Origin of the sequence: Flagellimonas zhangzhouensis, from assembly GCF_900102925.1 — a bacterium.
GTDB lineage: Bacteria > Bacteroidota > Bacteroidia > Flavobacteriales > Flavobacteriaceae > Flagellimonas > Flagellimonas zhangzhouensis.
Map to the genome: position 1 here is coordinate 540,315 of NZ_FNKI01000002.1, position 12,694 is coordinate 553,008.

General features: G+C 35.1%; 15 protein-coding genes and 1 tRNA gene. 15 read left to right on the top strand and 1 reads right to left on the bottom strand.

The window, feature by feature from the left end; translation table 11 throughout:
- Positions 1-15: 15 nt before the first annotated feature.
- The 13 genes from BLQ18_RS09275 (at position 16) to BLQ18_RS09340 (ending at position 10,216) form a co-directional block, all read left to right on the top strand.
- Positions 16-525 (top strand): nicotinate-nucleotide adenylyltransferase, encoded by a 510-nt coding sequence (locus BLQ18_RS09275; RefSeq protein WP_090294694.1) that lies wholly within the window; start codon positions 16-18, stop codon positions 523-525.
- Between the two features lie 320 nt (positions 526-845).
- A tRNA-Pro gene (locus BLQ18_RS09280) sits at positions 846-919 on the top strand.
- Between the two features lie 226 nt (positions 920-1,145).
- Complete coding sequence (locus BLQ18_RS09285) at positions 1,146-2,369, top strand: site-specific integrase (RefSeq protein WP_090294697.1); 1,224 nt, start codon at positions 1,146-1,148, stop codon at positions 2,367-2,369.
- Positions 2,370-2,563: 194 nt separating this feature from the next.
- Positions 2,564-3,142 carry a TetR/AcrR family transcriptional regulator gene (locus BLQ18_RS09290; protein ID WP_090294699.1) on the top strand — a complete coding sequence of 193 codons (579 nt, stop codon included), beginning with the start codon at positions 2,564-2,566 and terminating at the stop codon, positions 3,140-3,142.
- A 2-nt stretch (positions 3,143-3,144) separates the two neighbouring features.
- Complete coding sequence (locus BLQ18_RS09295; RefSeq protein ID WP_090294701.1) at positions 3,145-3,819, top strand: NAD(P)H-binding protein; 675 nt, start codon at positions 3,145-3,147, stop codon at positions 3,817-3,819.
- A 6-nt stretch (positions 3,820-3,825) separates the two neighbouring features.
- Positions 3,826-4,272 (top strand): DoxX family protein, encoded by a 447-nt coding sequence (locus tag BLQ18_RS09300; RefSeq protein WP_090294704.1) that lies wholly within the window; start codon positions 3,826-3,828, stop codon positions 4,270-4,272.
- 12 nt (positions 4,273-4,284) lie between these two features.
- Positions 4,285-4,917 (top strand): NAD(P)H-dependent oxidoreductase, encoded by a 633-nt coding sequence (locus BLQ18_RS09305; protein ID WP_090294707.1) that lies wholly within the window; start codon positions 4,285-4,287, stop codon positions 4,915-4,917.
- Positions 4,918-4,948: 31 nt separating this feature from the next.
- Positions 4,949-6,109, top strand: a complete 1,161-nt coding sequence (locus BLQ18_RS09310) for an iron-containing alcohol dehydrogenase (RefSeq protein WP_090294709.1) — start codon at positions 4,949-4,951, stop codon at positions 6,107-6,109.
- An 8-nt stretch (positions 6,110-6,117) separates the two neighbouring features.
- A complete protein-coding gene (locus tag BLQ18_RS09315) occupies positions 6,118-6,918 on the top strand; it encodes a type 1 glutamine amidotransferase domain-containing protein (RefSeq protein WP_175443742.1) in 801 nt (266 codons plus the stop codon).
- Positions 6,919-6,987: 69 nt separating this feature from the next.
- Positions 6,988-7,497: a VOC family protein gene (locus BLQ18_RS09320; RefSeq protein WP_090294712.1), complete on the top strand. Its 510-nt coding sequence runs from the start codon at positions 6,988-6,990 to the stop codon at positions 7,495-7,497.
- Between the two features lie 158 nt (positions 7,498-7,655).
- Positions 7,656-8,108 (top strand): helix-turn-helix domain-containing protein, encoded by a 453-nt coding sequence (locus BLQ18_RS09325; protein WP_090294714.1) that lies wholly within the window; start codon positions 7,656-7,658, stop codon positions 8,106-8,108.
- A complete protein-coding gene (locus BLQ18_RS09330) occupies positions 8,089-8,484 on the top strand; it encodes a VOC family protein (protein WP_090294716.1) in 396 nt (131 codons plus the stop codon). Before BLQ18_RS09325 ends, BLQ18_RS09330 begins: the two co-directional genes overlap by 20 nt.
- Positions 8,485-9,649: 1,165 nt before the next feature.
- Positions 9,650-10,216, top strand: a complete 567-nt coding sequence (locus tag BLQ18_RS09340) for a BfmA/BtgA family mobilization protein (protein ID WP_090294721.1) — start codon at positions 9,650-9,652, stop codon at positions 10,214-10,216.
- A 145-nt stretch (positions 10,217-10,361) separates the two neighbouring features.
- Here the strand turns inward: BLQ18_RS09340 and BLQ18_RS09345 are convergent, their stop codons facing one another.
- Positions 10,362-10,547 carry a hypothetical protein gene (locus tag BLQ18_RS09345; protein WP_139297723.1) on the bottom strand — a complete coding sequence of 62 codons (186 nt, stop codon included), beginning with the start codon at positions 10,545-10,547 and terminating at the stop codon, positions 10,362-10,364.
- A gap of 211 nt (positions 10,548-10,758) precedes the next feature.
- Here BLQ18_RS09345 and BLQ18_RS09350 point away from each other — a divergent pair, with 211 nt between their 5' ends.
- A complete protein-coding gene (locus tag BLQ18_RS09350; protein ID WP_245668098.1) occupies positions 10,759-11,550 on the top strand; it encodes an RNA polymerase sigma factor in 792 nt (263 codons plus the stop codon).
- A 1-nt stretch (position 11,551) separates the two neighbouring features.
- Positions 11,552-12,649, top strand: a complete 1,098-nt coding sequence (locus BLQ18_RS09355; protein ID WP_090294725.1) for a hypothetical protein — start codon at positions 11,552-11,554, stop codon at positions 12,647-12,649.
- Positions 12,650-12,694: the final 45 nt, after the last annotated feature.

Here is a 12,694-nt window from a genome sequence, read left to right on the forward strand (position 1 = left end):
TTAAAAACAAAGATCATGAAAAAGCTATTGTTAGTTCTTTTTGTGATGGGAATTGTAGCGCCTATGCAATCTCAAATCATTAAGACAGAGGAATTGTCAGAAGTAATTGTGTACGCCACAAATTACAAGTATCTGAACAGCATTGATACCAAGGAGGAGGCTTCTCTTCCAGTAGAAATGCTTAGACGTAAAGTAGCAGCTTTCGATGTAAAAAATTCTGAGTATTACCAAGATGATTATGAAGTGTACAACATCAACTTCTACATCCCAGAAGGTAAAATTTTAGCTGCTTATGACAAAGATGGTAAAATTATCCGTACTGCCGAAAGATTCAATAATGTGAACCTACCCCTTTCTGTAAAAAATGCTGTTTTGGATAGGTTTCCAGGTTGGACAATCACTAAAGACTCTTATATAACCCATTATTATGATAAGAAAGGTGTCACTAAAAAATACAAATTGAAATTGGAAAATGGTGACAAGGTACTTCGAGTAAAAGTGGATGATAAAGGTGAGTTTTTATAAAAAATTAGGTGGTTAACTATTTTATAGCCCATAAAGCATACAAACTAAATTGAAACAAAAAGGGTAGTGTGGGAATAGGCGACAGTACCTAAAACCTTTAAAGAGTAGCGAAAATTATGGCGATTAAAATTTTGAATTTTGAAGGTATGGCCCATAGCGCTGGTTCGTTTGGGCCATACTTATTTTAATAAAGATAAATTCATGACGTTCATTTTTCACCTCCATTTTTAGAACCGATTCAATAGGTTTTTAAACCCTTAAAAGTTTTAGGGGGTCTGGTTTAAAATCTCACCAAAATTTATATTTTTGCAATCCATTTTCGGGATGTGGCGCAGTCTGGTAGCGTACACGCATGGGGTGCGTGTGGTCGCTGGTTCGAATCCAGTCATCCCGACTTAACCTTTTCAAGTAAAATCAAAACACTGTTAATCTTATGATTTTCAGTGTTTTGTGTTTTTAGGCATATCGTTTGAATTCATTTAAAACCACCTAAAATCATATCAAGCGTGTTCCCATCGGGAGCAAACACTTACATTTCTTATTGTAACTTTAAATGACTTTTAGAACCATTTTTCTTGTGTTTTGACTTTCACAGTATTCACACTCTAAAAGGTTGCAACATGCAGAAAAACAATCGTTTAACAATCAATTTCTTTACTAGAAAGCACAAGGTTCAATCCGAGAACCTAATTGTCTATTGTAGGATCACCATCGACGGTGAGCGCACCGATTTCAGCATAAATCGGGAGATAAAAGCCAATTTATGGGATAATAATCGTAAAAGGGGCAAGGGTTTTTCCAGTTATGTGATTTCCCTGAACAAGTACCTAGATCAAATTTATACAGGACTACATGAGGCCCATAGATTGATGATGGCAGAAGAAAAAGTAATCACTCCACTATCTATCAAAGCAAGATTTTTTGGGGAAGATGAGGGCGGAAAAACATTGAAACAATTGATTGCCTATCACAATGGAACCATGCACACTTCATTGCGCCCCGGAACCAGAAAGAATTACCACATCACAGAAAGATGCGTGAGCCTATTTTTAAAAGAGGAATATGGGGTTGAGGACATAGAGCTCAAAAAATTGAACTACCGTTTTATATTGGACTTTGAGCAGTACCTAAGAAAGTACAGGCCATCTACACGAACCAAATGCACCAATAACGGGGCCATGAAACATATGGAACGGCTTAAAAAAATGTCGAGGTTGGCCGTTCGGTTGGATTGGATAGCAAAAGACCCTTTTGAAAACTATAAACTACGTTTTGAAAAAACCGAACGGGAATATTTGACAAAACGGGAATTGAGGTTGATTGAAGAATCCACTTTCACAAGGGAAGGGGTTGAGAAATGCAAAGATGTGTTTCTCTTCTCGTGCTATACTGGCCTATCCTATATTGATGTCAAGGCATTGACCCCAGAACATCTACTTAAAGGAATAGATGGCAATAAATGGCTATTCACCAAAAGGATAAAGACGGACGAAAAACTTAAAATCCCCTTACTTCCACAGGCAATGGAGATCATTAAGAAATATAAAGACTCGCCTGAAAGAAAAGTGATGAAAGTCCTACTACCTGTTTACAGCAATCAAAAGGTCAATTATTACCTAAAGGAAATCTGTAAAGCCTGTAGGATTTACAAGAAAGTGACATTCCATACTGCAAGGCACACTTTTGCAACAACGGTAACCTTGTCCAATGGAGTGCCTTTAGAAACCGTCTCAAAGATGTTGGGGCATACTAAACTAACCACCACCCAAATTTATGCAAGGGTCTTGGAAAAAAAAGTTGGCGAAGATATGAGGATATTGGTTAAAAAAATGGAAGGCAAGTAAAGCTCTCCAGTAAGAATTAATCAAATTCATCGATTTTATTCGATTTTAGGAGTATATAGATGTATTTTATATTCATATAACCTAGTTAGCTACTATTTCTTACTTCATTTTAAATTCAATCAAATTATTGATGTTTTTTTAAAAATGAATGAATATTCATTTTTTTATATCTTTGTACCCTAAAACAAAACATCATGACTAAACTTCAAAAAAGTATAGATAAACGAAACGCTCTTATAAAAGCAACCATCGAATTAGTAAATAACAATGGTTTCCATGCCACTCCTATGAGTAAAATTGCAAAAATGGCAAATGTCTCACCTGCAACTATCTATTTATATTTTGAAAATAAACAAGACTTGGTTAATCAAACGTATTTAGAAGTAAAAACGAAATACACAGATTTTGTTTTTAATACCTATGATGAGAATACATCAATTAAAACAGGCTTCGAACTCATCTGGAAACGAATTGCGGAATTTAATATTAATGAATGTGAATATTCATTTTTTTTAACCCAATGTAATAACACGCCAATAATTGATGAGCCTAGTAGACAAGAAGGTATAAAACACCTACAACCTCTACTCGATCTATGGAAACGAGGAAAGGATGAAGGAGTTATTAAGCCCATTTCAGATTATATATTATATGCCTATTCGATAAATCCCATATCAAGTTTAATGATGGCACAAAAACTAGGTCAATTTCAATTGACCAAAGCAAATACCGAAGAAGCATTTCTAACAGCTTGGGACAGCATAAAACTCTAAAAATGAAAAAAACAGCAATTATATTAGGTGCGACTGGTTTAACAGGTTCTATACTTTTAGAAAAACTACTAAATGATGATAGGTATAAAACAATCAAATTGTTTTCCAGAAAAGAAATTGATGGGCTGCCCTCAAAAGTAAAACAGTTTGTTGGAGATATTTTAGAGTTAGATAACTTCAAGAAGGATTTCACTGCAGATGAAGTATTCTGTTGCATTGGTACAACAGCCAAGAAAACACCAGACAAACAACTATACAAAAAGATAGATTTTGGAATTCCGGTTACTGCCGCAAAACTTGCAAAGGCAAATGGAATGCCTGTGTTTTTAGTCATTTCTTCATTAGGCGCAAATGCAAAAAGCTCTATTTTTTATAGCCAAACAAAAGGTGAAATGGAACAAGCTGTTCTTTCAGAAAAAATTGAAAAGACACACATTTTACAGCCTTCTATTATTGGTGGTGACAGACAAGAGAAACGTATTGGAGAAAAAATAGGGTTGGTTTTAATTAAACTTCTACAACCTTTATTCTTCGGGAAATTAAAGAAGTATAGAATTACAGAAGCTGAAGATATTGCACAAGCTATGATCAACTTGGCAAATTCAAATTCAACAAAAACAATAATTACATCTGCTAGTATCAACTTACTTGCAAAAGGAAAACCTACTCAAAAATAAAACCTTATGGAAAAAAATTTTAATAAAACAAGTACCATTCAAAACATATTGAGAATCTTGTTAGGTGTTTTTATGCTCTATGCAGGAATAGGACATCTAACGTTCCTTAGGACAGAATTTCAGGCACAAGTTCCCACTTGGATCACAACAGATGAAGCGTTTATGGATTTTATAGTGTTAGCATCTGGTGTGGTAGAAATTATTTTTGGTTTACTAATGATTTTGGGAGGTAGATTAAAAATCAAAACAGGTATTTCATTAGCAATATTCTACATTCTTATTTTTCCTGGAAATATTAATCAATATGTAAATGAAATTGATTCTTTTGGCTTAAATACGGATAGGCAAAGGTTAATAAGATTGATTTTTCAACCCGTTTTAATTGTCTGGGCTTTGTGGTCAACAGGAGCACTTAAATATTTAATATCAAAGAAAAAAAATAGCAATAAATAAAAAATTAAAAAAATGGAATTATTAGACAAATTAAACTGGAGATATGCTGCAAAAGCAATGAATGGCAAAAAAGTATCTCAAGATAAAATTGACAATATTATCGAAGCAGCTCGTTTAGCTCCTACATCAAGTGGTCTACAACCTTTTGAAATAATTGTAGTTAAAAATCAAAAAATTAAAGAACAAATTAGACCAATAGCTTGGAATCAATCTGTAATAACCGACTGCTCTCACCTGCTCGTTTTTGCTGCTTGGGACACCTATACAGAAGATAGAATTAACTATATGTTCGATTTAACAAACGAGATTAGAGGATTTAAAAACGAAGGTTGGGAAAACTACCGACAAAAGTTATTACAAATGTATCCGCAACAAGATGCAGAAGTAAACTTTAATCATGCTGCCAGACAAGCATACATTGCATTTTCACAAGCTATTACAGCTGCTGCCTACGAAGGCGTAGATGCAACACCTTTAGAAGGTTTTGACGCTGATAAGTTAGATGAAATATTAGACTTAAGAGCGAAAGGTTTGCGTAGTGCAGTAATGCTACCCATTGGTTACAGAGATGCCGATAGCGATTGGTTGGTAAATCTTGTAAAGGTTAGAAAAAGCACAGAAGATTTAGTAACAGTAATTGAATAATCAATATACTATAAAAAATTAATAAAAGAAGATGAACAATTTTGAATTTAAAAACCCAACCAAAATTATTTTTGGAAAGGACACAATAGAGAAACTAAAAGAAGAAATTCCTACAGATGCTAAAGTATTATTACTTTATGGTGGAGGTAGTATTAAAAAGAATGGCATATACGACCAAGTAAAAACGGCATTAGCAAATGTTGATATAACTGAGTTTGGAGGTATTCCTGCAAATCCAGAATATGAAACATTAATGGAGGCTTTAAAAGTAATTAAAGCCAAAAATATCACCTATTTATTAGCTGTTGGTGGTGGTTCTGTAATTGATGGAACTAAATTTTTATCTGCAGCGGCAATATACGATGGAGACACGCCTTGGGATATTTTAACTAAAAACATTAGAACCGAAAAAGGAATGCCTTTTGGAACTGTTCTAACATTGCCAGCAACAGGCTCTGAAATGAATTCTGGAGCTGTAATTACACGTAAAGAAACCAAAGAAAAGCTAGCTATGGGTGGACCTGGTTTGTTTCCGCAATTTTCAATTCTAGATCCTGAAGTCGTAAAATCAATTCCGCAGCGTCAATTGGAAAATGGTTTAGCCGATGCTTTTACACATGTTTTAGAGCAATATATGACCTATTCGGTAGATGCTAAACTTCAAGATCGTTTTGCTGAAAGCATCTTACAGACTTTAGTTGAAATTGCACCAAGTGTGTTGAAAGATGACTTTGACTATAAAGCGGCTTCTAATTTTATGTGGAGTTGTACCATGGCATTAAACGGATTAATTCAAAAAGGAGTGCCTACAGATTGGGCTATTCATGCAATGGGACACGAATTAACGGCTTTATATGGTATAGATCATGCAAGAACATTAGCTATCATAACAGAAAGTCATTACACATATAATTTTGAAGCTAAAAAAGAAAAATTAGTACAATATGGTGAACGCGTATGGAATATTACAGAAGGAAGTGTTGACGATAAAGCCTATGCAGCTATCGAAAAAACAACTGAATTTTTCAAAGCTTTAGGAATCGACACTAAACTGTCTGATTACACAAACGAATACGAAGGTACAGCAGAAGAAATTCAAAAGCGTTTTACAGATCGTGGTTGGACAGGACTTGGAGAACATCAGTCATTATCACCAGAAAACGTAGAGAAAATTGTAAAAATGGCTTACTAACGTTAATTATGAAACCATTAAAAATAATAGCATTACTGCTAACGGTTGTTACAGCATCAAGTTGTAAAGACACAAAAAAGGAAACACCTTCTGAAAAAGTTTCAGAAGAAAAAATTGAATTACAAAAACAAAAAGAAATGAAAATATTATTTGTATTAACATCTCACGATAAATTAGGAGATACAGGGGAAAAAACAGGATTTTGGGTTGAAGAATTTGCGAATCCGTATTACACCTTATTAGACAAAGGAGCAGTTATTACGATTGCAACACCCAAAGGAGGCGCTGCACCAATAGATCCTAGTAGTGATTCGCCAGATGCTGCAACTAAAGATACAGAACGTTTTAATAACGATGCTGAAGCAAAAGAAAGAATTGCAAACACAAAAGTATTGGCAGATATGAATCCGGACGATTTTGATGCTGTCTTTTATCCAGGAGGACATGGTCCATTATGGGATTTAGCAAACGATCAAACATCCATTGCATTAATTGAAAAATTCAATAGTCAAGAAAAGCCCATTGCCTTTGTATGTCATGCCCCAGCTGCACTAAAAAGTGTAAAAAATGCAGATGGCACGCCTATAGTAAGAGGTAAAAAAGTAACAGGTTTTACAAATACTGAAGAAGAAGCAGTTGGACTAACTAATGTTGTACCATTTTTAGTAGAAGATATGTTGATAGAAAACGGAGGAATCTACTCTAAAAAAGAAGATTGGGCATCTTATGCTATTCAAGATGGAAATTTAATTACTGGTCAAAACCCAGCTTCATCAGAATTGGTAGCAGAATTATTATTAAAAAAATAAACAATATTATTGAATAGTTATTATAAATAAACAGTAGCTAACAATGTATAAACTTGAAACGACAATTATATGAAAGAAATAAATTATCCAAAATCATTTTCACACATTGGAATAACGGTTCCTGATATAAATGAAGCTGTGAAATTCTATTCAGAAGTAATGGGCTGGTACGTAATTATGAAGCCCTCAAAGGTTAAAAAAGAAAAGGAAACTGCTATTGGACAAATGTGTATTGACGTTTTTGGAGAAGAATGGTCTGAATTCGAAATTGCTCATTTGGCGACTTCTGACGGAGTCGGAATTGAGCTTTTCTCTTTCCCACACGGAATAAAGGAAGCACCTGAATTCAATCCTTTCAATACAGGACTTTTTCATTTTTGTGTGCAAGACCCTAATATTGAAGAACTGATTGAGAAAATTTTGTCTTATGGTGGAAAACAAAGAATGCCAATTAAAGAATATTATCCAAATGACAAACCATATAAAATGTGCTATGTAGAAGACCCATTCGGGATTGTTTTTGAAATCTACACGCATAGTTATGAATTGACATATTCTTCGGGTGCTTATTCAAAATAAAAACAGTAGCTAACAATGTATAAAAGCAATAGCGGTTTGGGTCTTAATTCAAACCGTTTTGCTTTTAATTAAGTATCTTGTTATCCGAAAGTTGCTGCGTTTGAATCCGCTACTGCCCTTATACTAACCGTTGGCAGTAATGTAGGAAAAACGAAATAATGACATTTTACGAAAGAGAAATAAATAGAATTAACAACATTATTTACTCGAACAAAGAGCAAATAGAATCTGTAATTGGCGTTCGGAACTATATTGACAACAACTATGACACTGATTTGAATTTGGATTTAATATCTCGTTTACGTTTTATTTCCAAGTTTCACTTATTACGCTTATTTAAAAAGTATTATGGTCTAACACCAAAACAATACTTAATATACAAGAGGATTGAAAAATCTAAAGAACAGCTGAAAAATGGAATGTCGGTAACTAAAACCTGTTTTGCTGTTGGATTTGAGAGTTTAGGTTCATTTAGCACTTTATTTAAAGCTAAAACGGGAAAATCACCAAGCGAATTTCAAAAAGAGCAATTTTCAAGAAGCAAATTGGGTTCAGAGTTCAGACATTTGGAAACGAATAAAAATTATCAAGATGAAAGTAACACTAATTAGCATTCCCGTTCGAGACCAAGAAAAAGCACTAAAGTTTTATACAGAAGTACTTGGTTTCATAATAAAAAAGGACAAACCATTAGAAGGTGGAAATCGATGGGTGACTTTAGTTTCACCAGAATGGCAGGATGGGCCAGAATTATTATTGGAACCAGGACCAAATCATTTTGAGCCTTGTAAAATCTATCAAGACGCACTAATGAAAGCCGGAATGCCTTATACTCAATTTGATGTTAAAAGTGTTGATGCAGAATACGAGCGACTAACAAAACTTGGAGTAGAATTCAGCGTGAAACCATCACAGATGGGAACTTGGAAATATGCGGTATTTAATGACACTTGCGGGAATAATATTGAACTTGTAGAAGAATTATAAAAACATTACTGCCAACAAAGTTGGCTATTCGTAATACGGGCGAAAGTGCTAATATGAAAGCAGTTACATTAAAAAAACTAAAAGCTAATCGGAAAATTCCGTGCCTTGAAATCCCGCACTACGCATAGCCGAGGCCGTTGGCATCAATTTAAATGAACCTAGAAAGATAGTTTTATAAAATACTTCTCTGTAAATCGGAATGAGTATAATGACCCCAAGTTGGAACAAGAAAGCGACCTCGTAACTCTTATAACAAGGGATTTGATAAAATGAATTTGATTGGGAATCTTTTTATAGTGGTTATTGTTCCAATTATTATAACTATTGTAATTACCAATAAACAATTACCGATATCGACGAATTTCTATCTAGTTGGAATTGCAACGGTTTGGTTTATTGTAACCTTTTATAAACGAGTCCAAAAAATCGTAGCTAATATCAATGTCATTATTGATCTTGAAAAAAGATTGGTTATAATCGAACCGCAAGATTATTTTCGGAAGAACATTATGAAAACCAAGAGACGAAATATTTCCTTCAATTCAATTCGTAGAATAAAAACTAAATCAAGAAATTACGATAAATTTAACTCAGGATTTAGATTGGTTTTAAATCAAGGAAATGGGGAAGTTACCTTAGTGGACATTTGGACTAAGAAATTGGGAACTGAATTGAGTCAATTTGTACAAAAACTAGTTGCCTAAGACGAATAAAAACAATGTTTATCAGATTTGAATTTTGCTATAAAGGCACATTCAATTGTCAAACAAACTCTCATTTTAGAAAAGACCCCTAATAGTGAAGAATAAACAAGAAATGGATAAAATTGGTTATCTTTAAAAAGTGTCTTTGAACACTTCAGTACGGCAGTAATTATATGATTTGACTTTCCAAAAGTCCGTACAAACCAAATAATATTTATGTGGCAGCTGATTTTCAATCATGCTGTATTCATTCGGTCCCGCTTGCGGGACGTAGGAATAGCAAGAGGATAGCGCGCTAAAGCGGCGCTATTGATTCATTTTTCTTCGGAAAGGCCCTGTTTATAAGGGTTTTTGGGAATTTCTGATTCTAGGAATTACGGCGACCATTGTCACAATATTGCTAGGATTTCCTGTAAACACTGAACTGAATTGTAACAATTGCGTCGTTAAAACAAGTAAATATGGACGATTTTAAAGCAGTTAGGATAAAGAAAAGAACGCTTTCCAGATTTAAGGTATTTTCTAGAAAAGTGGGCAAGAGTTATTCCCATACCTTGGATATGGTCATGGATTTTTTTGAGTGGCATGGGTTCTTGCCATCGGAAAGGTTTGAAAAGAGCATAGGTCAAGAGATCATCAAGAACAGGAAACGGACGGATGCTGTCATTGCCATAATCAGGGACATTGAAAAGAATCAGACACTTCCAACCATTGGTATGATGCAGGCTTTGTTCAATCAGGAATTGGACAATGAAGGGGAAGAGGATGATTTTCTTGAAGACATGATTGAGAAGAATCCACCAAAGCCATACCCAGTTTATGAGGGCGAGGTAACGGTTCCCAGAATCAAGTATGAACATTTGGAGGAAAAGGCAGCTGCACTCCAAACGGATTTAAAGGATATCCTAGAAAAGGTCAAAGTTGTCAAGGGCAGTTTTGGTAAGAGGTATCTTAAGCTGGAGATAACGGAAGGGAGATTGGAAAGATATAAACTTGAAGCCAACAGACCTTTGGATTCTCTTTATTGATATGAGTATGTGCCTGATCAATAGAAAAAGATGCCTCGCTCAGTAGTATTAGTTTGGTAAGTTTTGGGACGCTTGCAGCACTTCACTTCGTTCCGCTCGCTTTTGAAAAGTTATGCTTTTAGATGTTTTTAAGTTATTGTATGAGCTATTTTAATTCAGCATAAATGACCTTGGTAATCATATCAGGCTCTATATCCAACAAATCAGCAAGCCTTACTATTTCTCCCATCGTGAACTTGTCAGGATGGTTCAGCTTGACCATATACCTGCCATAATTTATACCAAGCGATTTTGCTATTCGGGTCGGATATAATTCTGCAAGTGTGTACATCTTTCGAATTTTTCCCGTCTCGAACATTGAACCTATGGAAACCAGTGCAGGGTCTTTATGATCATCTTTTTTTGTCATGGGCGCATTTGTTAACCCTAAAATGACAAGTAATTCATTTATAGTACTGTAAAATATACTTATAATAAATAAATAATTACGATTAATAAATAAATGATTACATTTGGTAAGTATTCATTAAAATTTTATCCTCGTGATTTCAAATATCAATAACAGGCATCTTGAATTATTGAAGAAAGGTTGCTCTTCAACTTTTGCGGAAATCTATACCAAATATTACAAACCGATTTTCTGGTTGGGCAAGAGCTTTCTCGATGATGGTTTTGTTGTGGAAACTTTGGTACAGGATGTATTCTTGAAGTTGTGGGTGAATAGAGATACATTGGAATCACCCAAGCACATTTATTTTTTCCTTCGGTTTGTCATGAAGAGGGAGTGCATTACATACTACACGCGTCCAAAAAACAGGTTTTTAAGGAAAGTCTACTCATTGGAGAGTTTTGATAATTACCAAGACTATATGGTCGGGTATGACCCTGCGGAAGACAATAAGAATTTTAAACTACAGGAAGGAGAACAAGAGAAGGTCGAAAATATCAAACGCGTCCTGCCCTTATTGGATGACAGTAAGAGGCATGTAATCAATCTGTGTCTGAAATATGGCTTTCAGTATAAGGCTATTTCCAAAGCAATGGGAAAAGGTATCAATGAAACCTGTAGAGAGATCAGAGAAGCTATTGAAGATATTAAAACCATCCTTCATCAAGGAAATAAGCTCGATTCCAGAAATAACAATACGGATGAGATAAAGTTTACTGGCGAGATGACAGAAGAGCAGACAAAGGTGCTTAAAATGCGTTGCGAACTAAGATATTCCTTTACCAAAATAGCCAATGAACTTAACCTCTCCCAAAAGGAGGTGCATCAGGAATTCATGATAGCCTATAGGCTAATGGAAGCAAAACATCAATTGCAATCAGCCTAACATGGAAAAGTCAACGCTAAAACTCACTCGAAAGATTCAAATACTGATCGACCTTCCTACAAAAGATGAGAAAAAAGAGGCCTTGGATAAACTGTACCAATGGCAGAATAGGTGCTTTAGGGCGGCCAACCTAATAGTGACACATCTTTATATTCAGGAAATGATAAGGGAGTTCTTTTATCTATCAGAGGGGATAAAATATAAATTGGCTGATGAAAAGAAGGATGAACAAGGAATCCTAAACCGTTCCAGGATCAACACCACCTATCGGGTAGTTTCGGACCGTTTTAAAGGAGAAATCCCCACAAACATATTGTCCAATTTGAACCAGGCATTGATTTCGTCATTTAAAAAGAACAGACCAGAGTATTGGAGCGGTGAACGATCTTTGAAAAACTTCAGGAGGGATATGGCCTTCCCTTTTGATTTGGAAGGTATGAGTGGATTACACTACAACGAAGAAAAAAAAGCCTTTTGTTTCAGTTTGTTTCAGATTCCATTTAAAACCTACTTAGGAAAGGATTTTACGGATAAAAGGACATTGTTGGAGCGGGTAGTGGAGGGTAAGACTAAGCTGTGCACATCGCACATAAAGCTAAAAGAAGGCAAGATTTTCTTATTAGCCGTATTCGAAATTGAAAAAGAAAACCATGAACTAAGACCAGAGATTATTGCAGAGGCCTCTTTGTCCCTTGAATATCCCATTGTTGTAAAGGTTGGTAAGGCAAGGCTTACCATTGGTACAAAGGAAGAATTTTTATATAGAAGATTGGCGATACAATCGGCACACAAACGGGCAAAGATCGGGGCAACCTATTCCAAGTCGGGTAAGGGTATCAAAAGAAAACTAAAGGCAGTTGACAGACTTGGTCAAACGGAACGTAAATATGTCCATAACCGTTTGCATGTCTATAGCCGGAGGTTGATTGATTTTTGTGTTAAACATAGAGCAGGAACCCTCATACTTTTGAATCAGGAGGAAAAAACTGAGATTGCCAAAGAAGAGGGATTTGTATTAAGAAATTGGAGCTATCATGATTTGATGACCAAAATAGAGTACAAAGCTAAGAAAGCTGGTCTTGAATTAATTATTGATTGAACAGAATGGTCGAGGGTGCTTGTACACCCGTAAGGTGAGGTCATG

What these genes read in the sequence shown, in the direction of transcription:
- BLQ18_RS09275 (WP_090294694.1), top strand. Translation starts at nt 16, where the DNA reads ATGAAAAAGCTATTGTTAGTTCTTTTTGTGATGGGAATTGTAGCGCCT.
- BLQ18_RS09285 (WP_090294697.1), top strand. Translation starts at nt 1,146, where the DNA reads ATGCAGAAAAACAATCGTTTAACAATCAATTTCTTTACTAGAAAGCAC.
- BLQ18_RS09290 (WP_090294699.1), top strand. Translation starts at nt 2,564, where the DNA reads ATGACTAAACTTCAAAAAAGTATAGATAAACGAAACGCTCTTATAAAA.
- BLQ18_RS09295 (WP_090294701.1), top strand. Translation starts at nt 3,145, where the DNA reads ATGAAAAAAACAGCAATTATATTAGGTGCGACTGGTTTAACAGGTTCT.
- BLQ18_RS09300 (WP_090294704.1), top strand. Translation starts at nt 3,826, where the DNA reads ATGGAAAAAAATTTTAATAAAACAAGTACCATTCAAAACATATTGAGA.
- BLQ18_RS09305 (WP_090294707.1), top strand. Translation starts at nt 4,285, where the DNA reads ATGGAATTATTAGACAAATTAAACTGGAGATATGCTGCAAAAGCAATG.
- BLQ18_RS09310 (WP_090294709.1), top strand. Translation starts at nt 4,949, where the DNA reads ATGAACAATTTTGAATTTAAAAACCCAACCAAAATTATTTTTGGAAAG.
- BLQ18_RS09315 (WP_175443742.1), top strand. Translation starts at nt 6,118, where the DNA reads ATGAAACCATTAAAAATAATAGCATTACTGCTAACGGTTGTTACAGCA.
- BLQ18_RS09320 (WP_090294712.1), top strand. Translation starts at nt 6,988, where the DNA reads ATGAAAGAAATAAATTATCCAAAATCATTTTCACACATTGGAATAACG.
- BLQ18_RS09325 (WP_090294714.1), top strand. Translation starts at nt 7,656, where the DNA reads ATGACATTTTACGAAAGAGAAATAAATAGAATTAACAACATTATTTAC.
- BLQ18_RS09330 (WP_090294716.1), top strand. Translation starts at nt 8,089, where the DNA reads ATGAAAGTAACACTAATTAGCATTCCCGTTCGAGACCAAGAAAAAGCA.
- BLQ18_RS09340 (WP_090294721.1), top strand. Translation starts at nt 9,650, where the DNA reads ATGGACGATTTTAAAGCAGTTAGGATAAAGAAAAGAACGCTTTCCAGA.
- BLQ18_RS09345 (WP_139297723.1), bottom strand. Translation starts at nt 10,547, where the DNA reads ATGTACACACTTGCAGAATTATATCCGACCCGAATAGCAAAATCGCTT.
- BLQ18_RS09355 (WP_090294725.1), top strand. Translation starts at nt 11,552, where the DNA reads ATGGAAAAGTCAACGCTAAAACTCACTCGAAAGATTCAAATACTGATC.